This is a genomic window from Nocardioides abyssi (assembly GCF_030412915.1).
GTDB classification, from domain to species: Bacteria; Actinomycetota; Actinomycetes; order Propionibacteriales; family Nocardioidaceae; genus Nocardioides; species Nocardioides abyssi.
In genome coordinates, this window is record NZ_JAUHJR010000002.1 from 675,606 (window position 1) to 699,208 (window position 23,603).

Annotated in this window: 20 protein-coding genes; 11 read left to right on the forward strand and 9 right to left on the reverse strand. The window is 74.9% G+C overall.

From position 1 onward, the window contains the following. Complete coding sequence (locus QWY29_RS08335) at positions 1 to 450, reverse strand: hypothetical protein (RefSeq protein ID WP_300960252.1); 450 nt, start codon at positions 448 to 450, stop codon at positions 1 to 3. Positions 451 to 552: 102 nt separating this feature from the next. On the opposite strand from QWY29_RS08335, the gene QWY29_RS08340 reads away from it, so the two are divergent. Then, a complete protein-coding gene (locus tag QWY29_RS08340) occupies positions 553 to 1,989 on the forward strand; it encodes a YncE family protein (RefSeq protein ID WP_300960253.1) in 1,437 nt (478 codons plus the stop codon). On the opposite strand, the gene QWY29_RS08345 is transcribed toward QWY29_RS08340, so the two are convergent. The 4 genes from QWY29_RS08345 to QWY29_RS08360 form a co-directional block, all read right to left on the reverse strand. Then, positions 1,979 to 3,400: a lipase family protein gene (locus tag QWY29_RS08345; RefSeq protein WP_300960254.1), complete on the reverse strand. Its 1,422-nt coding sequence runs from the start codon at positions 3,398 to 3,400 to the stop codon at positions 1,979 to 1,981. The two genes, QWY29_RS08340 and QWY29_RS08345, sit on opposite strands and share 11 nt — an antisense overlap. After that, positions 3,397 to 3,834, reverse strand: coding sequence for a WXG100 family type VII secretion target (locus tag QWY29_RS08350; RefSeq protein WP_300960255.1), 438 nt, complete (start codon positions 3,832 to 3,834; stop codon positions 3,397 to 3,399). The genes QWY29_RS08345 and QWY29_RS08350 overlap by 4 nt, the downstream gene beginning before the upstream one ends. 42 nt (positions 3,835 to 3,876) lie before the next feature. After that, positions 3,877 to 5,061, reverse strand: a complete 1,185-nt coding sequence (locus QWY29_RS08355; protein WP_300960398.1) for a pyridoxal phosphate-dependent aminotransferase — start codon at positions 5,059 to 5,061, stop codon at positions 3,877 to 3,879. Positions 5,062 to 5,172: 111 nt separating this feature from the next. Beyond that, positions 5,173 to 6,732, reverse strand: coding sequence for an FAD-binding protein (locus QWY29_RS08360; RefSeq protein ID WP_300960256.1), 1,560 nt, complete (start codon positions 6,730 to 6,732; stop codon positions 5,173 to 5,175). Positions 6,733 to 6,778: 46 nt separating this feature from the next. Between QWY29_RS08360 and QWY29_RS08365 the strand changes: the two genes are divergently transcribed. Next, positions 6,779 to 7,798 (forward strand): TlpA disulfide reductase family protein, encoded by a 1,020-nt coding sequence (locus QWY29_RS08365; RefSeq protein ID WP_300960257.1) that lies wholly within the window; start codon positions 6,779 to 6,781, stop codon positions 7,796 to 7,798. Between the two features lie 121 nt (positions 7,799 to 7,919). Then, a complete protein-coding gene (locus tag QWY29_RS08370; RefSeq protein WP_300960258.1) occupies positions 7,920 to 9,428 on the forward strand; it encodes a potassium/proton antiporter in 1,509 nt (502 codons plus the stop codon). An 18-nt stretch (positions 9,429 to 9,446) separates the two neighbouring features. On the opposite strand, the gene QWY29_RS08375 is transcribed toward QWY29_RS08370, so the two are convergent. Together QWY29_RS08375 and QWY29_RS08380 are read right to left on the reverse strand one after the other, a co-directional pair. Continuing rightward, the gene (locus QWY29_RS08375; protein ID WP_300960259.1) at positions 9,447 to 9,962 is read right to left on the reverse strand and encodes a LytR C-terminal domain-containing protein; all 516 of its coding nucleotides are present in this window, start codon (positions 9,960 to 9,962) and stop codon (positions 9,447 to 9,449) included. Then, the gene (locus tag QWY29_RS08380) at positions 9,962 to 10,264 is read right to left on the reverse strand and encodes a type II toxin-antitoxin system VapB family antitoxin (protein ID WP_300960260.1); all 303 of its coding nucleotides are present in this window, start codon (positions 10,262 to 10,264) and stop codon (positions 9,962 to 9,964) included. The genes QWY29_RS08375 and QWY29_RS08380 overlap by 1 nt, the downstream gene beginning before the upstream one ends. 67 nt (positions 10,265 to 10,331) lie before the next feature. Between QWY29_RS08380 and QWY29_RS08385 the strand changes: the two genes are divergently transcribed. After that, positions 10,332 to 11,990: a helicase HerA-like domain-containing protein gene (locus QWY29_RS08385; RefSeq protein ID WP_300960261.1), complete on the forward strand. Its 1,659-nt coding sequence runs from the start codon at positions 10,332 to 10,334 to the stop codon at positions 11,988 to 11,990. A gap of 37 nt (positions 11,991 to 12,027) precedes the next feature. Here QWY29_RS08385 and QWY29_RS08390 read toward each other — a convergent pair whose 3' ends face one another. Continuing rightward, a complete protein-coding gene (locus QWY29_RS08390; protein ID WP_300960262.1) occupies positions 12,028 to 12,237 on the reverse strand; it encodes a hypothetical protein in 210 nt (69 codons plus the stop codon). Between the two features lie 136 nt (positions 12,238 to 12,373). Between QWY29_RS08390 and QWY29_RS08395 the strand changes: the two genes are divergently transcribed. Further along, entirely contained in the window at positions 12,374 to 12,829 is a 456-nt protein-coding gene (locus QWY29_RS08395) for a nuclear transport factor 2 family protein (protein WP_300960263.1), read from the forward strand. A 48-nt stretch (positions 12,830 to 12,877) separates the two neighbouring features. Here the strand turns inward: QWY29_RS08395 and eccCa are convergent, their stop codons facing one another. Beyond that, on the reverse strand, positions 12,878 to 16,891 hold the full coding sequence (eccCa, locus tag QWY29_RS08400) for a type VII secretion protein EccCa (RefSeq protein ID WP_336621834.1): 4,014 nt from the start codon (positions 16,889 to 16,891) through the stop codon (positions 12,878 to 12,880). A 242-nt stretch (positions 16,892 to 17,133) separates the two neighbouring features. Between eccCa and QWY29_RS08405 the strand changes: the two genes are divergently transcribed. The 6 genes from QWY29_RS08405 to QWY29_RS08430 all read left to right on the forward strand — a co-directional run bounded on the left by QWY29_RS08405 (position 17,134) and on the right by QWY29_RS08430 (position 23,579). Then, entirely contained in the window at positions 17,134 to 18,498 is a 1,365-nt protein-coding gene (locus QWY29_RS08405; protein ID WP_300960264.1) for a ubiquitin family protein, read from the forward strand. A gap of 156 nt (positions 18,499 to 18,654) precedes the next feature. Further along, positions 18,655 to 18,969 (forward strand): WXG100 family type VII secretion target, encoded by a 315-nt coding sequence (locus QWY29_RS08410; RefSeq protein ID WP_300960265.1) that lies wholly within the window; start codon positions 18,655 to 18,657, stop codon positions 18,967 to 18,969. Positions 18,970 to 18,998: 29 nt separating this feature from the next. Beyond that, the gene (locus QWY29_RS08415) at positions 18,999 to 19,295 is read left to right on the forward strand and encodes a WXG100 family type VII secretion target (protein ID WP_300960266.1); all 297 of its coding nucleotides are present in this window, start codon (positions 18,999 to 19,001) and stop codon (positions 19,293 to 19,295) included. A gap of 124 nt (positions 19,296 to 19,419) precedes the next feature. Further along, positions 19,420 to 20,772, forward strand: coding sequence for a type VII secretion integral membrane protein EccD (eccD, locus tag QWY29_RS08420; protein WP_300960267.1), 1,353 nt, complete (start codon positions 19,420 to 19,422; stop codon positions 20,770 to 20,772). 6 nt (positions 20,773 to 20,778) lie between these two features. Beyond that, complete coding sequence (gene eccB, locus QWY29_RS08425) at positions 20,779 to 22,206, forward strand: type VII secretion protein EccB (RefSeq protein WP_300960268.1); 1,428 nt, start codon at positions 20,779 to 20,781, stop codon at positions 22,204 to 22,206. Then, positions 22,203 to 23,579, forward strand: a complete 1,377-nt coding sequence (locus QWY29_RS08430) for a S8 family serine peptidase (protein ID WP_300960269.1) — start codon at positions 22,203 to 22,205, stop codon at positions 23,577 to 23,579. The genes eccB and QWY29_RS08430 overlap by 4 nt, the downstream gene beginning before the upstream one ends. The last annotated feature ends 24 nt before the right edge of the window (positions 23,580 to 23,603 follow it).

A 23,603-nucleotide genomic window follows, 5' to 3' on the forward strand; every position in this document is an offset into this window, starting at 1 on the left:
TCACAGTCCGGGGAGGTGGACGCCGAGCCAGTCGCGGTGGCCGGGCGGGGGAGGGTCGAAGGCGGCGAGCTGCAGGTCGGTCGGGTCGGCGGTGCGGGTGACGCCGGTGGGGTCGGTCGCGGCCTGGGACTCCACGCGGGCCACCCGCGCCCGGGCGTCGGTGACGAGACCGGCCGCCTTGCGCTCGCGCTGGGCGATGGCGTCCTTGACCCGGTCGACCTCCTGGAGGTGGGCGTCGAGGGAGTCCGCGGCTTGGTCGTGGCCGGCCGCCACCTCGCGCAGCCGGGAGGCCCGCTCGCGGACGCGGTCCGACAGCGACTCCGCCGCGCGCCCGGTCCAGCCGGTGCCCTCGGTGCGGGCCACCAGCTGGTCGGCCAGCCGGCGCAGGTCGGTGGCCTGCTCGCGCAGCTGGTCCACGCGCCGGCGCATCACGTCGGTGTCGCCGTACATCGGTCCTCCTCGCCGGGCCGGTCGGGGGCCCGGTGCCTCGGCTCCCGGTCGCTTTCCCGGACGGTCCTGTCCCGAAACGCCGCGACCGGGCAGGATCAGACCATGCGCCGCCGCACGCTCCCGCCCGCCGTGGCCGGACTGGTCCTCGCCCCGGTACTCGCCCTGACCCTCGCGGTCGCCGGCACGCTCGCCGCCCCGGCGGGGGCCGAGCCGGACCGTGCCGCACCACCGGCCGCCGGTGCGGCGGCCGGTGGTGCGGCCGGTGCCGCCGGCAAGCGGCTCGACCGGGTCGCGCTCCGCGCGCTGCCGACCTCGGCCCAGCAGGCGGCACGCAAGCCGGCCGGGGTCCGCCGGGCGGTCTTCGTCGGCAACAACTGGGACGGCACCGCGAGCATCGTGACGCCGGGGTCGTTCAAGCAGCTGGGCCGGATCAACATCATCCCCGACCGCGCCGCGCGGATGCAGGAGATCGCGCTCAACCCCTACCGCCTGGCGTACTTCCTCGCGATCCGCGCGCTCATCGGCGAGGGTCACGACCAGTTCGTCGACGACATGTACTCCTCCAACGACGGCCGGCTGCTCGTCGTGTCCCGCCCGTCCTTCGGCGACGTCGTCGCCATCGACCTGAGGACCCAGGAGATCGCCTGGCGGTTCCCGGTCGCCGGCGTCCGCTCGGACCACATGGCGGTCTCGCCCGACGGCAAGCGGGTCGTGGTCAGCGCCTCCACCGGCAACGTCGTCCACGTCATCCGGATGAAGGACGGCAAGGACCTCGGGCAGTTCCCCTCGGGCGGCTCCCCGCACGAGAGCACCTACATCGACGACGGCCGGCGGATCCTGCACGCCAGCATCGGGCTGGTCTACACCCCGCTCGACGACCCCGCGCTCGACCCGCTGAAGGACGAACGCGTGCTGCAGGTCGTGGACGCGCGGACCAACAAGGTCGTGCGCCGCTACGACCTGCGCAAGGCCCTCGACGAGCGCGGCATGGACGAGGTCAGCACCGCCGTCCGCCCGATCACGCTGAGCCCGGACGAGCAGAAGCTCTACTTCCAGCTCTCGTTCTTCCACGGCTTCGTCGAGCTCGACCGCCGCAGCGGCAAGATCACCCGCGTCAAGCGGCTGCCGAACCTCGTCCCCACCACCCCCCGGGAGCTCTACCTGCTCGACTCCGCCCACCACGGGATCGCGATGAACCACCGGGGCACCAAGATCTGCGTCGCCGGCACCATGTCGGACTACGCCACCGTGGTCGACGCGAAGAGCTTCACGACCGGCAAGCTCCTGAAGGGCGGGCTCAAGCCCTACTGGGTGACCCCGAGCTGGGACGGCGAGCACTGCTACATCTCCTGGAGCGGCTCGGACAAGATCTCCAAGATCTCCTACAGGACGGGCCGGATCGTCCGCAGCGCGAAGGTCGGCTACCACCCCCAGCGCGTGCGCAACGGGTTCGTCGACCGCCGCCTCGTCGCGGGCCTGCCCAACGTCGTGCCCGACCGCTCCCCGCTCGACGGGATCATCGACGCCCTCACCCCGTGACCTCGTCGCGGACCACGACGAACACCTGGCTGGTCACCACCGTCCCCGCCGGCCCGGCGACGTACCCCCGCTCCTCGAGCCGGTCGAGCGCGTCGACCACCGACGGGTGCGCGCTGCCCGCGGCGACGGACGCGTCCAGCGCGGCGGCGGCCGCGACGTAGCGGTCGGTGCCGTGCGCGTCGGCCACGCCCGACGACGGCCCGTCGTCGAAGCGCACGGTCGTCTGCTCCGGCCGGTCGCGGTTGTCCTCGCCGTCCAGCAGCGGCACCAGGTCGCCCCGGTGCTCCAGCGACAACGCGTGGGTGCCGGGCGGGAAGCCGTCCAGGTGGGCGGTCGGTGACCCGGCGGTCACCACGTCGGTGACCGCCACCGGGCCGTCCGCCGCCAGCAGCGCGGCGGCCACCATCCCGCCCTGGGAGTGCCCGACCAGCAGCACCGGCTCGCCCGGACCGACGCCCGCCTGGCCCAGCGCCTCGAGCACGCCCTGCTGGTAGGGGTTGTCGAGCCCGGCGAGCAGCAGCAGGTTCGTCGCGAGGTCGCGGGCGTCCTCGTCGCGGGTCCAGGGCAGGGTGGTCATGTCGTCGGTGCCCGGCAGGTGGACGACGTGGCGCACCGAGCCGTCCGGCGCGGTGGCGGTGCGCACCTCGATCGTGCCGTCCGGGCCGGTGCGGTGCACCTCGTCGAGGTCGGCGAGCAGGTCGCCCAGGCCTCGCGGCTGGCGGACGGCCCTCAGCGGCCAGAGCCGCTCGGCGCGGCCCCGGCCGGGATCGCCGTACGCCGCCGCCACGGCCGCGGCGGCCGCCTCCAGGTCGCGGGGAAGCCGGGGCGACCGGGCCAGCCGGGCGAGCAGCCCGGCCAGGAGCAGCCCGTCGAGCAGGCCACCGCCGCCGTTCACCAGGTGCTGCGCGAGGTCGGGGTGGTCGGCGACGACGTCGGTCAGCAGGTCGTCGACCACCGGCGCCAGCAGCGGACCGGCGACGACCAGCGCCGGCAGCGCGGGCAGGAGCACCGGCACGGCCGCGGGCAGCAGCGTGCCGAGCGCCTGGCCCAGCGCGTGGTCGAGCACCTCGAACGCGCCGCGCGCCAGCTCGTCGGCCGCCGCCAGCCCGGCGACCGCGGCGCGGGCCGCGGCGGCATCGGCCTCCCAGCCGACGCTCGCGACCAGGGCCCCGTCGGGGCCGGTCGCCGCGGCCAGCACGGCTGCCTCGGCCTCGGCGAAGGTCAGCGGTGCCAGCGGCGCCGAGGCGAGCAGGTCGGCGTCGAGCAGCACCCGCCGGTCGAGGTCGGCCCACCCGCGCATCCGGTCGCCGGAGGCGTCGTAGGCGTCGGCGACCGCCCGCACCGCGGCGTACGCCGCCGCCAGCCCGTGCGACCCGCCGACCACCTCGGTGACGACCACGTCGGGGCTCACCGCAGCAGCCCCGGCAGGTCGACGTCGAGCCAGTCCCGGTGGCCGGCCGGCGGCGGGTCGAACCGGTCGAGCCAGCCGTCGAGCCGACCGCCCAGCCAGCCGTCCACCGCGTCCCGCGCGGCCTCGATCAGCGACCGGAACCGCCCCTCGACCGCAGCGACCTGCGCCTGGCGACGCTCGACCTCCGCGGCGTGCCGCTCGAGCGCCTCGGCGGCGTCCTCATGCAGCGCGGCGCAGCGGCGCAGGCGGGCGACCCCGGTGCGCGCCCGCTCGCGCAGGGCGTCGGCGGCCCGACCGGACCAGGGGACCTCCTCGGCGAGCCGGCGCAGCCGCTCGGCCTCGTCCGCGACGGCGGCCGACAGGTCGCGCAGCCGCGCCGCGAGCGCGTGGACCGCGGCGGGGTCGCCGTACCTGCTCGTGCCTGCTCCGTCCATGGAGCAGGTCTGCCCGACCGCCGCGCGGCGGTAACCCGCCGGTCAGAGGGCTGTGGACAACCTCGCGAGCGCCTGCTCGATCTCCGACTGCTGGCCCGCGAACGACATCCGGACGAAGCGGCCGCCCTCGGCGGTGTCGAAGTCGATGCCCGGCGCCACCGCGACGCCGACCCGCTGCAGCAGGTCGTGGGCGAAGGCCATCGAGTCGTCGGTCAGGTGCGCGACGTCGGCGTAGACGTAGAACGCCCCGTCCGCCGGCGCGAGCCGGGTGATCCCCAGCCCGGCCAGGCCGTCGAGGAGGACGCGTCGGTTGGCGGCGTACCGCGCGACGTGGCCGTCGAGCTCGGCGTACGACGCGTCGTCGAACGCCGCCAGGCACGCGCGCTGGGCGATCACCGGGGGGCAGATCGTGAAGTTGCCGGTCAGCACGTCGACCGCCCGCCGCAGCCGCTGCGGGACGAGCATCCAGCCGATGCGCCAGCCGGTCATCGAGAAGTACTTGGAGAACGACGAGAACACGACCGCCTCGCGCGAGGTCTCCCAGGCGCTGCGGGCGAGCGGGGCCGCGCCGTCGAGCGGGGCGTACTCGATGCCGTGGTAGATCTCGTCGCTGATCAGCTGGACGCCGTTCTCCTCGCACCAGCGGGCCAGCGCCGCGAGCTCCTCGGGCAGCAGCATCGTGCCGGTCGGGTTCGCCGGGCTCGCGACGACCAGGCCCTGGAGCCCGACCTCCGCGTGCAGCGCCGCCACCTGCTCCACGCTCGGCTGGAAGCGCGTCGCGGGGCCGGTCGCGATCTCGACGACCTCGCAGCCCAGCGCGGCCAGCACGTTGCGGTAGCAGGGGTAGCCGGGACGGGCCATCGCCACCTTGTCGCCGACGTCGAACGCCGCCAGGAACGCCAGCAGGAAGCCGCCGCTGCTCCCCGTCGTCACCACGACCTCGGCCGGGTCGACCTCGATCCCGTGCGCGCGACGGTGGTGGCCCGCGATCGTCTCGCGCAGCTCGTGGATGCCGGCGGCGGGGGTGTAGCCGAGCGGGTCGCCGGACTGCAGCAGCCGCACCGCCTCGGCCGCCACCGGCGCCGGGGCGCCCGTGCTCGGCTGGCCGGCCAGCAGGTTGAGCATGTCGCCGTGCTCGCGCTGCCGCTCCGCCGACGCCGCCAGCAGGTCCATCACGTGGAACGGCGGGACGTTGGCGCGGCTGGCGACGGCGAGGCGGTCGGTCATCACGCCGCCGACCCTAGGCGGTCTGCGCGGCTCGACCAGCGGGGGCGGTGGTGACGCGGACCAGAGGTGGGCCGTCGTCCCACCGGGTCTCGAGACGCGTCGCCCAGTCCCTCACTGCGTTCGGGCCTGGGCCGACGCTCCTCGACCTTCGCCGCCGATCGTGGCCTTCGCTGCGCTCAGGCCACGGCGGCTCGCCGCCACGCCGGCGCGCCGGCCGAAGAACGACCCCTCGCCGAGCTGGGTGCCCGAGCAGTAGCCCTTGCCGTCCTGGGCGATGTTGGAGGCGCAGGCGCCGGCGGCGTACAGGCCGGGGACGACGGAGCCGTCGGCCCGCTGCACCTCGCCGTCGACGGTGACCCGCATGCCGCCGAGGGTGAAGCCGGCGTACATCGCCTTGCCCAGCGTCAGGTCGAAGACCGCCCACGGCCCGACCCGCTGCGAGGCGAGCCAGTCGGGGTGCTTGTGGAAGTCGGGGTCCTCGCCGCGGTCGGCGTGGTCGTTGTAGCGCTCCAGCGTCGCCTGCACCGACCCGGCGGGCAGCTCGAGCGCCTCCTCGAGCTCGGCGACGGTCTCGTAGCCGTCGATGAGCGGGACGAGGGGGTACTTCGCGTACTCCACGTGCTCGCTGTCGACGACGAGGTACGCCGCGGAGCCGGGCTGCTCGGTGACGAACTGCGAGGTGCGCGAGTGGTAGGAGTCCTCGGCGACGAACCGCTGCCCCTCGCGGTTGACGATGATGCCGGTCAGCAGCACCGACGGCGGGTAGAACGGCGCGGTGACGAAGGGCTCCGCCATGTGCTTGAGCTCCGCGCCCACCGACGCGCCGAGCCGGATGCCGAGCCCGTCGTCGTAGGTGGAGCCGAGCACGAAGGGCTTCTCGGCGAGCTTCGGGGTGTGCTCGGCGACCATGGCGGGGTTCATCACGAACCCGCCGGCCGCCACGACCACGCCGTCGGCGAGCACGTGGCCGGTCTCCTCGAAGGAGCGCCACGCGACGCCCACGACGGCGGGGGAGCCGGCAGCCTCGTCGACGACCAGGTTGGTCACGCCGGTCTCGTAGCGGACCTCGACGCCGGCCTCGGCCAGCCGGTCGCGCAGCAGGTCCATCACCATCTTGGTGCCCTCGGTGTCGCCGGCGACCGGCACCTTGTGGCCGCGCGGGGCGGGCCGCGCCTGGTCGCGGTAGGGCCAGACCTTCTCGCTGCCGGTGTACATCAGCCCCTGCGTGCCGGGCTGGATGACCGCCTTCTCGGGGTAGTAGGACCGCTCGAACTCGAAGCCGAGCCCCTCGAGCCAGTCGAAGTGCTCGACCGACCCCTCGCAGTAGGCGCGGATCTTGTCGTGCTCGGGCTCCTTGGAGACCGCGACGAGGTAGCGGTACATCTCCTCGACCGAGTCCTCGTGGCCGGTCGCCTGCTGCACCGCCGTGCCGCCGCCGAGGTAGAAGTGGCCCCCGGACATCGCGGACGTGCCGCCGTGCACCGCGGCCCGCTCGAGCAGCAGCACCCGCGCCCCGGCCCGCGCCGCCTCGAGCGCCGCGCAGCCACCGGCGATGCCGAAGCCGACCACCACGACGTCGTACGCCGGGGTGTCGGCGGGCAGCGAGGCGGCCGCGACCGTCGCGGGGATCTCGGTGCCCTTGCTCGCGCTGTCGGGGGTGGTGGCAGTCATGGGAACAAATCTAGAACAAGTTTCAGTTTCGTGCGATCCTCGCTGCATGGTGGTCCTGATCGACGTCGACGGCGCCCAGCACGACCTGCCGCTGGTCGAGGGGTACGTCGCCGGGGACGCGCTCGCCGCGGCGACCGGGTGGGTCCTCAAGCCGGCGGGCCTGTGCCGCGACGAGGTGTGCGTCCCGCTCCTCGGGCGGGCCGTCGCGCACCCCGACGACCCCGGGCGCGTCGCGCTGGCCGCCTGGGCCGCCGCGCTCGACCTGCTGCTCGTGGTCGACGAGGAGGAGGGTGTCGCCGCGCTGGCCCCGTCGGCGGCCGCACACGCCCGCGACCTCGGCGACGGGCGGGCGCCGAGCCTGACCCTGCCCGACGTCGACGGCAACCCGGTCTCCTTCGACGACCTGTCCGGGCACAAGCGGGTGCTCGTGACCTGGGCGTCGTGGTGCGGCTGCCGCCACGAGCTCGCCGGGTGGCAACAGGTGCAGGACGAGCTGGCCGACACCGGGCTGAAGGTCTTCTCGGTCGCCCTCGACGCCGACCCGGAGGACTCCCGCCCCTGGATCGAGGCCGGCGCGCCGACGTACCCGGTCGCGGTCGACACCGCGCACGTGACCGCCGAGCGCTACGGCATCACCAACGTCCCCTCGGTCGTGTGGGTCGACGAGGAGGACCGCATCGTCAAGCCGCCGACGATCGCGCCGGGCGACGACCAGTTCGTCGACTTCACCAAGATCAGCAGCGAGCAGCACCACGAGGCGCTGCGGCGCTGGGTCCGCGAGGGCGAGCTGCCCGCGAGCGCGTCGGCCCCGATGCCCGAGCGCAGCGACGACGAGCAGCGGGCGCTGGCGCACCGCCGCGTCGCCGCACACCTCCAGCGCACGGGGCGCACCGACGCCGCCCGCGCCCACCTGGCCACCGCGCAGGAGCTCGCGCCGTGGGACTGGACCGTGCGCCGGGGCGGGATCATGATGACCGGCGGCGACCCGTTCCTGGGCGAGGAGTTCACCTCGTTCTGGGAGGAGTGGGACGCCTCCGGGCGGCCGGGTTACACCCCGACCACCTGAGCGCACCACCTGGGCGGGCGTGCCGCGAGGCCCTCCCGCAGGCGCGTCCGCGGCGGTCGGGGCGCCGGGTGCGGGCCGATAGACTTCGGTGCCGCTTCCCCCGACCCGCGCCCGAGGTGACATGACGTTCGACGCCCACCAGCTCGACGTCTTCCTGCTGGTCGGCTCGGCCGTCACCTTCTTGGCCGTGCTCGCGGTGCGCGCCTCCAGCCGCGCCGGCCTGCCGAGCCTGCTGATCTACCTGCTGATGGGCGTCCTGCTGGGCGAGGCGGGCCTCGGCATCAACTTCGAGGACGCCGAGCTGGCGCACGCGCTGGGCTTCGGGGCGCTCGTCGTGATCCTCGCCGAGGGTGGCCTGACGACCAACTGGCACGAGATCCGGCCGGCCATGCGGCTCGGCGTCGCGCTCTCCAGCCTCGGCGTGGCCATCTCGGTCGGGGTGGTCGCCTGCGGCGCGCACTTCCTGCTGGGGATGGACTGGCAGCTCGCGGTGCTCCTGGGCGCCTGCACGTCGGCCACCGACGCCGCGGCGGTGTTCTCGGTCCTGCGGGCGGTGCCGCTGCCCCGGCGGCTGACCGGGGCGCTGGAGGCCGAGTCGGGCCTCAACGACGCCCCGGTCGTCGTGCTGGTCGTGCTCATCTCCTCCGGCGCCGCGGCCGAGGACGGCCCGCTCGCGATGGCCGGGCTGATCCTCTTCGAGCTGGTCGCCGGCGTCGCGATCGGCCTGGCGATCGGCTTCGGCGGCGCGTGGGTGATGCGCCGCGCGGCGCTGCCCTCCTCGGGCCTCTACCCGATCGCGATCATCTGCCTGACCGTGCTCGCCTACGGCACCGGCGCCGCGGTCCACGCCTCCGGCTTCGCCGCGGTGTACGTCGCCGCGCTGGTGCTCGGCAACACCGAGCTGCCCCACCGGGCGGCCACCCGGTCCTTCTCCGAGGGCATCGCCTGGATCGCCCAGATCGGCCTGTTCGTGATGCTCGGGCTGCTCCTGTCCCCGGCCCGGATCGGCTGGGACGTCGTCGGGCTGGCCTTCGCCTCGGGCCTGGTCCTCACCTTCGTCGCGCGGCCGCTCTCGGTGCTGGCCTGCGGGCTCGTGCAGCGGATGCCGCTGCGCGACATGGCCTTCATCTCCTGGGCAGGCCTGCGCGGCGCGGTGCCGATCGTCTTCAGCACGATCCCGCTCGCCGCCGGGGTCGACGGCGCCGAGCGGCTCTTCGACATCGTCTTCGTGCTGGTCGTGATCTACACGCTGGTGACCGGACCGACGCTGCCGCTGGTCGCCCGGGTGCTGCGGGTCGCCCGTCGCTCCGAGCCGCGCGACCTCGACCTCGAGGCCGCCCCACTCGAGCGGGTCGCCGCCGACCTGCTGCAGGTCACCATCAGCCCCCGCTCGCTCATGCACGGCGTGGAGGTCGGCGAGCTGCGCCTGCCCCGGGGCGCCTCGGTCTCGATGGTCATCCGCGACGGCGAGACGCTGGTCCCCGAGCAGCGCACGGCGCTGCGCCGGGGCGACGACCTGCTCGTCGTCACCCCGCGCAAGATCCGCGAGCAGACCGAGCAGCGGCTGCGCGCCGTGTCCGTCGGCGGCCGCCTCGCGCAGTGGCTCGACGACGGCCCCGCCCCGCGCTGACCTGCGCGGGTGGGCGGCTCACTCCGGCGGGCTGCAGACGACCGAGTCGCGCTTGACCTTCACCGACTCCTTGCCGTCGAGGAGCTCCTGGAAGCCGTCGCCCACGACGACGGTGACCCCGGTGCCCGGACCCTCGCGGCGCTCGAAGCCGGCGTCGGGGCCGAGCCGGGAGCGCACGAGGCGGACGGCGGGGTCGGCAGGCGTCTCGGCCCAGACCTGGGCGTAGGCGACCTCGGTGCCGCGCGGCGCGTTGCCGGTGTCGCCCTCGACGAAGCCGGCGTCGCCGAAGAGCTGCATCGTGCGTCCGGCCAGGCCCTCGCGCCGACCGGCGTTGAGCACGCTGACCACGACGCGGTCGGGGAAGAGCTTGCTGCCCTCGCTGACCTCGGTGTCCACGCACACCGGGCTCTCGACGGCGCCGGGGAACGGCTTGGTCGCCGCCGACCAGCCCCACGCCGCGCCGAGGAGCAGCAGCAGGGTGAGCACGCCGAGGGTCAGCAGGCTGCGCAGCCGCTGGTCGAGTCCGTCGAGCATCACGCGCTCCCGTCCACGACGTGCACCCGGGCGTGCAGCACGCTGCGCTGCTGGAGCGCCGCCCGCAGGGCCCGGTGCAGGCCGTCCTCGAGGTACAGCTCGCCGCGCCACGACACGACGTGGGCGAAGAGGTCGCCGTAGAACGTCGAGTCCTCGTCGAGCAGCGCGGCCAGCTGCAGGGTGTCCTTGGTCGTGACCAGCTGGTCCAGGCGCACCTGTCGCGGCGGCAGCCCCGACCACTGCTTCGGGCTCAGCCCGTGGTCGGGGTAGGGCCGACCGTCCCCGACCCGCTTGAAGATCACGGGACGACCCTAGCGAGCGCGCCGCAGGAGGGCCCGTACGCCGCGTGGCGCTGGCTACGCTGCGGGGATGGCCGACCCCGTGCCCGATCCCGCATCCGCCGCCCCGACGGACACCCGGTCCGAGGCCGAGCGGCTCGCCGCCGAGGTGGCCGCCGGCTACGCCTTCACCGGCCCCGCGCTCGAGCTGGGGCGGCTGCTCGTCGACGCCGACACCCTCACCGAGGTGCCGGTGCGCATCCCGCTGGCGATGCTCAACCGCCACGGCCTGGTCGCCGGCGCGACCGGCACGGGCAAGACCAAGACGCTGCAGCTGCTGGCCGAGCAGCTCAGCGACGCCGGCGTCCCGGTCTTCGCCGCCGACGTCAAGGGCGACCTGTCGGGCATGGCCAGCCCCGGCGAGGAGTCGCCGCGGACGGCCGAGCGCGCGGCGTCGGTCGGCCAGCAGTGGTCGCCGGCGGCGTACCCCGTCGAGCTGCTCGCCATCGGCGGCCTCGGCGCCGGCGTGCCGCTGCGGGTGACGATGAGCGCCTTCGGCCCGGTGCTGCTCTCGAAGGTCCTCGGCCTCAACGACACCCAGGAGTCCAGCCTGGGCCTGGTCTTCCACTACGCGGACAAGGCCGGGCTGCCGCTGCTCGACCTCGCCGACCTGCGCGCGGTCGTCGCCCACCTGCTCAGCGACGAGGGCCGCGCCGAGCTCAAGGAGCTCGGCGGGCTGGCCACCTCGACGGCAGGCGTGATCCTGCGCGAGCTGGTCGCGCTGGAGGACCAGGGGGCGGCGTCGTTCTTCGGTGAGCCCGAGCTCGACACCGCCGACCTGCTGCGCACCACCGACGACGGCCGCGGCGTGGTGTCGCTGGTCGAGCTTGCGCAGCTGCAGGACCGCCCGGCGGTGTTCTCGACGTTCCTGCTGTGGCTGCTGGCCGACCTCTTCCACGACCTCCCGGAGGTCGGCGACGTCGACCGGCCGAAGCTGGTGTTCTTCTTCGACGAGGCCCACCTGCTCTTCCGCGACGCGTCGAAGGCGTTCCTCGACCAGGTCGCCCAGACCGTCCGGCTGATCCGGTCCAAGGGCGTCGGCGTCGTCTTCGTGACCCAGAGCCCCACCGACGTGCCCGACGAGGTGCTGGCCCAGCTCGGCTCGCGCATCCAGCACCAGCTGCGCGCCCACACGCCCAACGACGCGAAGGCGCTGCGGGCCACCGTGTCGACCTACCCGCACTCCTCCTACGACGACCTCGGCCGGGTCATCACCGGCCTGGGCATCGGCGAGGCGGTGGTGACGGTGATGGACGAGCGCGGTGCGCCGACGCCGGTCGCGTGGACCCGGCTGCCGGCGCCCCGGTCGCTGATGGCGCCCAGCGAGCCGGCGGTGCAGGAGGCGGTGGTGGCCGCCAGCCCGCTGCAGGCGAAGTACGCCGTCGCCGTCGACCGCGACTCCGCCCGCGAGCGCCTGGCCGCCCGGCTCGAGGCGGGCGCGCGGGCCGCCGAGGAGCAGCCCGACCCCGACCCCGTCCGGCAGCCGCTGCCCGACCGGACCCGCGACCGGACCGGCGAGCAGGCCCCCGAGCCCGCCCGGAAGCCGGCCCGCAAGCCGGCGCGGAAGGCACCCCGGGCCGAGCCCGACCTCGTGCGTGACGTGGTGGGGTCGAAGGTCTTCCGCGACGTCGTGCGGACGGCGACGCGGGAGATCGCGCGGGGGCTCTTCCGCACCGGCCGCCGCCGCTAGCCGGGCCGGGCCGGGCGCGGCCGGCGCGCGGCCCGGCTCAGGCCGACCAGCGCAGGGAATCGTCGACGAAGTCGGCGAGCGCGTGCACGCCCCGCAGGTCCTCGCGCTCCTCCATCAGCCGCGCCAGCGCCTGGGAGTGGCGCAGCCGCAGGGCGTCGCGCTGGAGCCGGATCCGCTCGAGCCGCTCCTCGAACGTCGGGCTGGTCACGCGGGACGTGGTGCGGTCGATCGCGATGGGGTTCTCCATGACGGCCTCCTCAGCGGTGGTGGGCCCCGGTCCGGGGATGCGCACCAGCGTGGACGGCGTACGTCGCCGGCGGGTTGACGCGCGGTTACGAGCAGGTTCCGGGACACCCGGCCGGCCTGTGATCTACGTTGCACGCGTGACCAGCACCGACGTGGACGAGATCTGCCGGCTGAAGTACCGCTACCTCCGCACGCTCGACACCAAGCAGTGGGACGAGTTCGAGGACTGCTTCGTGCCGGAGGCGACCGGCGACTACAACGGGCTGGTCTTCGACGACCGCGCCGCGCTCACCGGCTACATGCGCGAGAACATCGTCGAGGGGATGATCACCCTCCACCAGGCCCACCACCCCGAGATCACGGTCGAGGGCGACAGCGCCACCGGCCACTGGTACCTCCAGGACAAGGTGATCGTCGAGGCGTTCCGCTTCGTGCTGGAGGGCGCCGCGATCTACACCGACCGCTACGTCCGCACGCCGGCCGGCTGGCGGGTCGCGCACACCGGCTACCGCCGCACCTACGAGATGACGTGGAGCATGGACGACGTGCCGAGCCTGAAGATCAGCGGCCCGGGGTCCCACACCCACGTGTGATCCCCCGGGCCGCCCGGCTCGTGCCCCGGCTCGAGGCCGAGGCCTCGGCTACAGCGCCATGTCGGTCCAGGCGGTCTGCACGACGTCCATGCCGCGGTCGCGGGTGACGAGACGGCCGCGTCCCGGCGGGGCCGGCTGGGGCCGCAGGTTGCCCAGGAGCGGGCCCTCGTCCGGGCTGCCCGAGAGCAGCAGGCCGGGCATCGCCAGGTCGCGCATCGACTGGATGACCGGCTCGTAGAGCGCGCGGGACGCACCACCGGAGCGCCGCGCCACCACGACGTGCAGGCCGACGTCGCGGGCCTGGGCCATCAGCGGCTGGAGCGTGGCGACCGGCGAGGACTGCTGGGTGGCGACCAGGTCGTAGTCGTCGACGACGACGAAGACCTCGGCGCCGGTCCACCAGCTGCGGCTGCGCAGCTGCTCGGGGGTGACGTCCGGGCCCGGGATCCGGTTCTCCAGGTAGGTCGCGAGGTCCTTGAGCTGCGGCTGCGCCTGGGTCGCGGAGGTGAGGTAGCCCAGCAGGTACTCGTCGGGCACCTCGCCCAGCAGCGAGCGGCGGTAGTCGACCACCATGATCTGCGCCTGCTGGGGGCTGCGGGTGCGCATGACCTCCTTGAGGTAGGTCCGCAGCAGCGCGCTCTTGCCGGACTGGCCGTCGCCGAAGACCAGCAGGTGCGGCTCGCTGTCGGGGTCGAGCCCGACCGGGGCCAGCTCCTTCTCGTTGATGCCGAGCAGGATCCGCTTGTCGGTGACGTCCGCCGGCGCGGTGCCGGTGTCGGCACCGGCGAGGCGGAGCACGTCGCCGAGGTCGATCCGCTCGGGCAGCAGCCGCAGCTTCGGGCCGTCCGGGCCCGGCCAGGCGGCGCCGACCCGCTTGACCAGGTCGTCGACGCCGTCGCCGAGGCTCTCGGAGTCGGGCGTGCCGTCGATGCGCGGCAGCGCGCTGAGGAAGTGCAGCTTGCCGGGCACGAGACCGCGGCCGGGGCGGCCCGCGGGGACCAGCTGGGCGATCTTGCGGTCGATCTCGGAGTCCATCGCGTCGCCGAGCCGCAGCTCGAGCCGGGTGCCGAACATGTCGCGCATCGCGGCGCGGAAGTCCGCCCAGCGGCTCGCGCCGGCCACCACGTGGAAGCCGAAGGTCAGGCCGCGGGTGGCCAGCTGCTGGATCTCCAGCTCGAGGTCGTCGAAGTCCGCGCGGATCGTGCTCCACCCGTCGACCACGAGGAACACGTCGCCGTAGCCGTCGTCGACCCTGCCGGCGGCCCGGCGCGAGCGGTAGGTCTCGATGGAGTCGATGCCGTTGGCGCGGAAGTACGCCTCGCGGCGGTCGATGATCCCGCGGACCTCGGCCAGCACGCGGCGTACGACGTCGGGCTCGGCGCGGCTGCCGACGCCCGCGACGTGCGGCAGGCCGCTCATCGGGGCGAACGTGCCGCCACCGAAGTCGAGCACGAAGAACTGCGTCTCCAGAGGCGTCGTCGTCAGCGACATGCTCGTCACGATCGTGCGCAGCAGCGTGCTCTTGCCCGAGCGCGGACCGCCGACGACCGCGACGTGGCCGCCGGCCCCGCCGAGGTTGACCGTCAGCGTGTCGCGCCGCTGCTCGCGGGGGCGGTCGACGGTGCCCAGCGGCACGACGAGGCCGCCGAGCTCGCGCCAGGCCGGCGCGACCAGGCCGAGGTCGGGGTCCTCGGTGAGGTCCATCAGCTCGTCGAGGGTGTCGGGCACGTCCAGCGGCGGCAGCCACACCTGGTGGGCCGCCGGGCCCTGGCCGACCATGTGGGAGACCGCGATGTCGAGCAGCGACTCCTGGCTCTCCGGCTCGGCGGCGACCGGCGTCGGTTCCGGCTCGTCGCTCTCGGGCACCTCGAGGGTCAGCACCTCGGCGACGGTGAACGGCAGGATGCCGCGCACGTGGCCGCCCTCGTCGCGACGCACCCGCTGGCGCCCCGACGGCGGACCGGAGACGTACGCCGCCTTGAACCGCACCATCGAGGTCGGGTCGGGCTTGAGGTAGCCCAGGCCCGGGACGGGCGGCAGCTCGTAGGCGTCGGGCACGCCGAGCACGGCGCGGGACTCCTGCGCGCTGAACGTGCGCAGGCCGACCCGGTAGGACAGGTGCGACTCCAGGCCGCGCAGCCGGCCCTCCTCCAGGCGCTGCGAGGCCAGCAGCAGGTGCAGCCCCAGCGAGCGGCCGAGGCGGCCGATGGCGACGAAGAGGTCGATGAACTCCGGCTTGGCCGAGAGCATCTCGGAGAACTCGTCGACCACGATGAACAGCGACGGCAGCGGGTCGAGGTCCTCGCCGGCGCTGCGGGCCTTCTCGTAGTCGCGGACCGACGCGTAGTTGCCGGCGTCGCGCAGCAGCTCCTGGCGGCGCACCATCTCACCCGACAGGGCGTCCTGCATGCGGTCGACGAGGGTGAGCTCGTTCTCGAGGTTGGTGATGACCGCCGAGACGTGCGGCATCTCGCTCATCCCGGCGAAGGTCGCGCCACCCTTGAAGTCGACGAGCACCATGTTCAGCTGCTCGGGGCTGTGGGTCATCGCGAGGCCGAGCACGAGCGTGCGGAGGAACTCCGACTTGCCCGAGCCGGTCGCGCCGATGACCAGGCCGTGGGGGCCCATGCCCTGCTGGGCGGACTCCTTGATGTCGAGGTGGACCATCGACCCGCCCTCGCCGAGGCCGATCGGCACGCGCAGCCGGTCGCGCGCGGGCCGCGGGCGCCAGGCGGCGGTCGGCTCGAAGCGGCGTACGTCGCCCAGGCCCAGCAGGTCCATGAAGTCGCTGGGGCCGGTGATCTCGCCGCCGCTCGGCTGCTCGACCACGCCCGAGGAGACGGTGTGCAGCGGGGTCAGCCGGCGGGCGCAGGCCTCGGCGGTGGCCAGGTCGCACTGGTCGGCCTTGGCGGGGATCGGCTCCTCGCGCAGCCGCAGCGCCAGCACCGACGGGCGGCCGTCGCGGGTCGGGCGGCCGTCCACCTGGATCCGCAGCCGGGTGGCGTCCTCGAGCTCGTCCCAGCGGGCCGGCAGGTCGAGGATCGTCATGCCGTGCAGGCCGTCGGGCGGCACGACGTGGTTGCCCGGCGGCAGCTCGCCGCCGTCGACGACGAGCAGGATGTGCGGGCTCGCCGGGCGCTCGTCGGCGCCGAAGCGGGGCCGGTCGGCCAGGTCGGGCGGCAGCAGCGCCGCGAGGTCGGCGAGGTTGGTGGTGACCATCCGCATCGGGCCGACCGCGTCGGACTGGTGGGCGCTCTGGGCGTGCGGCAGCCACTTGACCCAGTCCCAGTGGGCGAGGTTCTGCTCGGAGGCGAGCACGGCGACGACGAGGTGCTCGGGGGAGTGGAAGGTCGCCGCCTCGCAGATCATCGCGCGGGCCAGCGAGCGCGAGGGGTCCTCGGGGCCGCAGACCTCGATGCGGTCGAAGGCCCGCAGGTCCACCGACGCCGGCAGGTCGGGCTGGAGGCGGTGCACGACGAGCAGCCGGTGCAGGGCGGACGCCGCGGCCGGGTCGACCTGGTCGATCGGCGCGCTCTCCGGCGGCACGAGCTCGACGGCCAGCGGCTGCGCGCAGGTGCCGTAGCGCACCTGGAGGAACCGGGCGTCGCCCGAGCCGCGCTCCCACACCCGGGAGCGCTCCTCGGCGATGGCGGGCAGCGCGGACGGCTCGGGGTGGTGCCAGGCCAGCGCGCGGCGCTGCTGGTCGGCGGACTCGCGGGCCAGCTTGCGCACGGTGGCGAGGTAGCGGAGGTACTCCGTGCGCGAGCCGGTGACCTGCTGGGTGCGCTGCTTCCGCTGCCGGTCGATCTGGACGACGATGAAGCCGATCGTCGCGAAGAGGAACATGCCCGCGGCGATGAAGCTGCGGCTGGAGTTGCCGCTCTGGTTGGCCATCGTGGCCACCAGGACGATCGAGCCGAGGCTGCCGAGCATCGGGATGGCGTTCATCAGCACGCCGGCCGCGCCCTCGTGCTGCTCGATCTGCGGCGGGGGCTGGAGCACGAGCTGGCCGGAGGGCATCTCCGGCTCGTCGGCGCGTGCCCCGCGAAGCGTCGTACTCACACCCAGGCTCCTTGTGTGGCCGTCGGCCAGGCCGTGTCCGTGTCCCCGTGGTCCCCATGCCCGCGGACGAGCCGCCGTGGGACGGCTCCGGCGCATCGTGCCCTGCCCGGTGCCGTCCAACCCTGCTCGCGGTCGCTCGATGATAGGCAGGGGGCCGCGGGCCCACCACCGACCCGGCTACCCTCCTGGCCACCGGGCGCACACGCCGAGGCACTGTCACAGCACCGTCACCTGGAGGACCGATGGCCGGGGGCACCACCGACGTGCTCGCGCTCAGCGTGCACGGCAGCGCCGGCGTCGTCGACCTGGTCGTCCCGGCCGAGGCGACCGCGCGCGACGTCGCGGCGGCGTACGCCGAGCAGGCCGGCCTGGCCGCGGTGCCGACGCTGGCCCGCGCCACCGGCGCCGCGCTCGGGCCGGACGCGGTGCTCGCCGACGTCGGGGTCGACGCCGGCACCGTGCTCGTCGCGCTGCTGCCCGGGGACGCCCCGGCCACCCCGGCCGACGGCGCCCGCTCCCGCTCGGGCGCCGCGGCGGCGCGGGCCGAGCCGGGGCCGTTGTCGGTGCTGTGGTGCTGCGTGGCCTCCGCGGCCGCCGGGCTCGCCGGGTGGTTCGCCGCCCAGGCCGGGCCGGGCGACCAGCGCGACGTCGCCACCGCCCTGCTCGCCCTCGCCGCCGTCCTCGCCGCGCTGCCCGTCGGCCGGTTCGCCGCCCACCGGGTGGTGACCGCGCCCGCGTTCGCCGGCGCCGCGGCGTTCGCCGTGCTCTGGGACCCCGCACCCGAGCGGCTGCCCACCGTCGTCGGCACCAGCGCGCTGGTCGCCGCGGTCGCGGCCGCGGTCGCCCGGGCGCTCGACCGGCGCTCGGAGGAGGCGCTGCGGACGTGGATGCTGGTCGGGACGTCGGTCTTCGCGGTCAGCGTGCTGGCCGCGCTCGTCGGCTTCCCGGAGCAGGTCGTGTGGGCGGTGCTGCTCCTCAGCGTCGTCCTCGCCGCGCGCCTGGTGCCGGGGTGGGCGATCGACGTGCCCGACCAGCTGCTCGTCGATCTCGAGCGGCTCGCCGTCACGGCCTGGTCGGCGCGCGAGCAGCCCCGGGGCCGCCGCGGCCGCACGATCGTCCGCCCGCACGCCGTGGCCGAGGTGGCCGCGCGCGGAGCGCGCGTCATCACCTCCGCCTCGGTGGCGGTGCTCGCCGTCGCGGCCGTCTCGGCGCCGCTGCTGCTGGCCACCGCGACCGCGTCGCTGGACCTCATAGGCGCGCGCGTGATGGTCGGCGCCTCCGGCGTCAGCCTGCTGCTGGCCGCCCGCAGCTACCGCCACGTCGCCGCTCGCAGCCTGCTCCGCGCCGCCGGGCTGGCGTGCGAGGTGGCGCTGCTCGTCCACCTGCTCGACCACCTCGGCGGCGGCTGGGGCTCGACCGTCGCGGTCGGCGCGGTGCTGCTCGCGGTGCTGCTCGTCGTGGTCGCCGTGGCGACCGGTCGGGGCTGGCGCTCGGCCTGGTGGTCGCGCCGCGCGGAGATCCTCGAGGGGATCTGCGGGTCGTTCGCGGTGGCGTCGGTCGTCGTGGCGGTCGGCCTGTTCCGCGTCCTGTGGGAAAGGACGTTCTGAGGTTTAGGGGGTGATCGCCCGGGTAGACCGTTGCCTGTCCGACCGGGTGACCGGGAGGGCCCCCAGACCTGACGAGCAGCAACCGGGACGTCGTTCTGGAGCTCGGGGAACAACCGAACGGCGGCGACTGCCGCTGACCACGTGAGGAGAAGCGACATGTCGCAGGGCAACTTCGGACAGGGAGAAGCAACACTCAGCCGCGCCGCCGGGATGGTCTCGGACGCACGCGGCGACTTCATGAACCTCGCCGGCCAGCTGAGCGACCAGCTCAGCGCGCTGCAGGGCAAGTGGGTCGGCGAGGGCGGTCGGGCCTTCTTCACCCTCCACCAGACCTGGAGCGAGAAGCAGCGCACCATCGTCAACGCGCTCGATGACTTCTCGGCCTCGCTCACCTCGACCGAGCAGCTCAACGTCAACACCGACCAGGAGAGCGGCGGCGGGATGTCCCGCCTCACCAGCCGCCTGCAGTGAGCACCAGGACCTAGGGAGAGAGAAGAGACATGAACCTCGACGGCATCCGCGTCAACCACGCAGGCCTGGACACCGCTGCGGCGGACCTCATGCAGGCCGTGAAGAACATCGACGACCGCCTCAACCGCCTCGAGAGCGAGCTCGCGCCGCTCCGCAGCGACTGGGACGGCCAGGCCCAGCAGGCCTACCACGTCGCCAAGAGCAAGTGGGACAACGCGATCCAGGAGATGCGCAACCTCCTCCAGGAGACCAGCGCAGCGGTCAGCCAGTCCAACGCCGACTACGCCGCCGCCGACAAGCGCGGCGCGGCTGCCTTCGGCGGCTGAGCAGCACCCAGCACGGAGCAACACACCTCGAAGGGGTCGGCGCGGTGGCGTCGGCCCCTTCGAGGACTCGCGCCGGCGCTAGGCTCCAGCCGGCCGACCGGCGACACCCCCGCGAGGAGACACGATGAGCCAGGCGCCCACCAGCACGTCCGGACTGGTCCGGGTGACGGTGGCCTCGGGCACCCGGCGGGTCGACCTGGTGCTCCCCGGCGCGGTGCCGGTGGCCGAGCTGCTGCCCGAGCTCGCCCGCAGCGTCGGCCTGCTCGACCCGGCCACGGTCTACGGCGGCTACCGCGTCGTCACCGCCGAGGGTCGCGAGCTCGCCGGCGACGCCGGCCTGACCCTCCAGGGCATCGAGGACGGCGGCCTGCTGACCGTCTCCGCCGGCGTCGACGACGAGCCGCCGCGGGTCTACGACGACGTCGTCGAGGCGATGACCGACGTCGTCGAGCGCGACCTCAAGCCGTGGGAGCCCGCCTCCGGGCGACGCACGGCGCTCGCTGCCGCCGGCCTGCTGATGGCGCTCGGCGCCGTGGCCCTGCTCATCCAGCGCGGCTCGCTGCTGGCCGGGGTGGCGGCGGCGACCGTCGCCGTCGCGCTCGTGGCCGGCGCGATCGTGCTCTCCCGGGCCCAGGACGAGCCCGAGGCCGCGGTCGCCGTCGCGTGGATGGGCTCGGCGTACGCCGCCGTGGCCGGCCTGATGCTGGTCACCGACGACTACCTCTTCGGCCTGCCGATGGCCGCCGCCGGTGGCGGCGCGCTGCTCGCCGGCCTGGTCGCCCTGGTGGGTCTCGGCGAGGGCCGCACGCTGGTCTCCCCGCCCGTCGTGGTGGGGGCCGTGCTCCTGGCCACCGGCCTGGTGATGAACGGCGTCGACGTCGACCACCGGGTCGTGCTGACCACCACGCTCGTGCTGGTCGTGCTCGCCGGCTCCGTCTTCCCGTGGCTGGCGCTCGGCGCCACCGGGACGAGCGTCGAGCAGCTCTACACCGTCGCCGACATCACCGCCGACCCCGACGACATCGACCCCACCCGCGTCCAGTCCGACGCCCGCGTCGCCCACGAGATCCTGCTCGGCATCTCTGCGACCGTCGGCCTGCTGCTGGTCATCATCGCGCCGCTCGCCGTGGCGCTCGGCCTCTCCGGCACCCTGCTGGCCGTCGTCGCCAGCATCGTGGTCATGCTCCGCACCCGGCAGTACCGCACCGGCTCGGAGGTGCTCGTCGGGCTCGTCTCGGGCATCGCCGGCCTGGTCTCGGTCTCGATCGCCGTGCTGTGGATCCACCCCGACTGGCGCCCCGTCGGCGCGGTCGTCCTGGCCGCCACCGGCGCCGTGCTGCTCGCGGCCACCCTGCTGCCGGCCACCCCCTCGCTGCGCCGCGGCCGGCTCGGCGACCTCGCCGAGTCGATCTGCCTGCTCTCGCTGCTCCCGCTCACGGTCCTCGCGACCGGCGTCTTCGCGGCCGTGCGGGGCTAGTCGCCGATGGCCACCAAGAAGGACCTCGTCGAGGCGCACGCCTTCAGCCGCCGCCGCCTCGTCACCGCATTCGTCTCCGGCGCCCCGGGCGGCCGCGAGGTCGAGCCCACCCGCCCCGGCCGCACCGTCGTCGGCGGCGTCGCGCTGGCCGTGCTCCTGGTCGCCGGCGCCGCGATCGCCTCGATCCTCAGCCCGCGCGCCCCGAGCGACTGGACCGACGGTGGGCTCGTGGTCTCCAAGGAGCGCGGGGCGGCGTACGTCATCCTCGACGGGGGCGACGACCCGGTGCTGCGCCCGGTCATCAACGTGACCTCCGCCCAGCTGATCCTCGGCTCCGACCTCGACCCCAACGTGGTCAAGCAGTCGGAGATCGACAAGCACACCATCGGCGAGGACATCGGCATCCTCAGCGCCCCCGCGACCGTCCCCGACCCCGGCCTGCTGCTGGAGTCGGGCTGGACGGCCTGCACGGCCGGCGGCGCCGGGGTCGCCGTCGACGTCTCGGAGCAGCCCGAGGTCCGCGAGCTGACCGGGGCCGGCATGCTCGTGCGCTCCCGCGGCCGCGTCTACCTCGTGGCGGAGTCGGCGAAGCCCGACGCGGCCGGCCAGACCCGCGCCTACAGCTACCTGCTGCCCGACCGCGGCTCGGTGGACCTGCTGCTCGAGCAGCTCGGCCTGCCGATCCTCGAGGAGGCCGTCGAGGTGCCGGAGCGCTGGCTGGCACTCTTCCCCTCGGGCGGCGCGCTCAGCTTCGCCGCCTTCGGCCTCGAGGGCTTCGGCCAGCGCTCCGACGTGGCGGGGCAGGACGGCCTGCCCGCCGACGCGCGGGTCGGCGACCGCTACCAGTCCGCCGGCATCGAGCTGCTGGTGACCAAGCAGGCCCCCGTGAGCCTCACGCCGTTCGCGGCGGCGGTCTACGCCAGCGTCGAGAAGCCCGCCGGCTACGAGCCGCGCACCCTCCGGCCCGAGGGCGACCCGCAGCTGCGCCAGGAGGTGCCGGCGTACGAGCGGGCGAGCTGGCCGGCGGACGCGCTGCAGCGCGTCGACGGCGAGCACTGCGCCGTCCTCGACCTCTCCCCGGACGCCGCGCCCGTGGTCCGGCTCGGCACCGACCCGAGCCCCGAGGCCTCCGCGGTCGGTCGCGAGGTCGCCCCCACCTCGGTCGAGCGCTCGGTCGACTCCGGCCGCGGCGCCTACGCGCTGAGCGGCAGCTGGGACGGCCGCGAGGTCGGCACGCCGTACCTCGTCGACGCCAAGGGCGTCGCCTACGCGCTGGTCGGTGCGGAGGTCGCGGAGCGGCTCGGGTACGCCGACGTGGAGGCGCCCGTCGTGCCCGACAGCTGGGTCGAGCTGTTCGCCGAGGGCGTGCCTCTGTCGGTCGACGCCGCGCTCTGCCCGCCGGAGCAGCCCGGCCGGAGCACGACGTGCGAGTGAGCCGCGCCCTCGCCGCCGGTGCCCTCGCCCCGGTCGTCGCGACGCTCGTGCTGACCCCGATTGGCACGGCGCGGGCCGCTGAGACCGTCGACTGCACCTCCACCCAGGCCGACGCCCCGGCGCCGTCGGCCTCGACCGACCCGAGCCTGCCGCTGGAGCTGCTGGGGATCGAGGAGGCCCACGCCTGGCTCGCCGCCCGCCGCGAGGAGCCCGGGCAGGGCGTCCGGGTCGCCGTCGTCGACTCCGGCGTGGCGCCGCGGTCCGCCGGCCCGGCGGTCCCCGTCATCGCGGAGAAGCCGCCGCAGATCAGCAGCCGGCGCGAGGTCGGCGAGGCGCACGGCACGATCGTCGCCGGCATCGTCGCCGGCTCCCCGCGGACCGTCGAGGGCGTGGCCGACACGGGCACCCGGGGCTCCCCGGTCGGGCCCGCCGGCTCCGGCGACGCCGAGGGTGCCGCCACGCGGCTGGTCGGCATCGCGCCGGCCGCCGAGGTCGTCGACGTCCGCATCTACGACTCCGCCGAGGGCGGCGACGACGGGGACCCGGTGCAGCCGGCCAACCTGGTCGCCGGCCTGCAGTGGGTCGCCGACAACGCCCGCCGCCTCGACATCGGCGTCGTGAACGTCTCGCTCGCGGTGGGGGAGTACGCCCCGCTGAAGAAGGTGCTGAAGCGGCTGGCCCGGGCCGACGTCGTGGTCGTCGCTGCCAGCGGCAACCGGCCCACTCTCGAGACCGACCCGTTGTACGAGGAGTTCGGCCCGGACCCCGACGAGGAGGGCACGGCCGAGGCGAAGCCCGGCGAGGACGCGGCCGGGTTCGTCTGGCCGGCGGCGTACGACGGCGTGGTGGCGGTGAGCTCGACCGCCGACGGGACCGGTGCCGGCGACGCCACGGCCCAGGTGCTGCAGAGCAGCGACATCGACGTGGCCGTGCCGACGGTCGGCCTGATCTCCTACGGGCTCGACGGCGGCTCGTGCGGCGTGCCCGGCGTCGCGACCTCGTGGGCCGCGGCGGTGGTCAGCGGGGTGGTGGCGATGCTGCGCTCGCACTTCCCCGGCGAGACCGCTGACCAGGTGGTGGCGCGGCTGATCGCCACCGCGAGCGCCAGCGGCGGGCAACGCAACAAGCAGACCGGCGCCGGCGTCGTGCAGCCGCTCGAGGCCCTGACCCGGCCGCTGCGGCCGCGCGAGGACGGCACCCTCGTCGCCGCCTCGGTCGAGGACCGCTCCGTCGAGCGGGCGACCGCCCCGCCCCCGGAGGCCGACCTGCTGGCCGGTGCCCGTGACCGGTCCGTGTGGTGGGGGCTCGTCGGCGGCGGCGCGCTGCTCCTCGCGCTCGTGCTGCGCCCCGTCCTGGCCCGCCGTCGCCGCTGAGGGCCTGGGTCCGGGAACGACGAA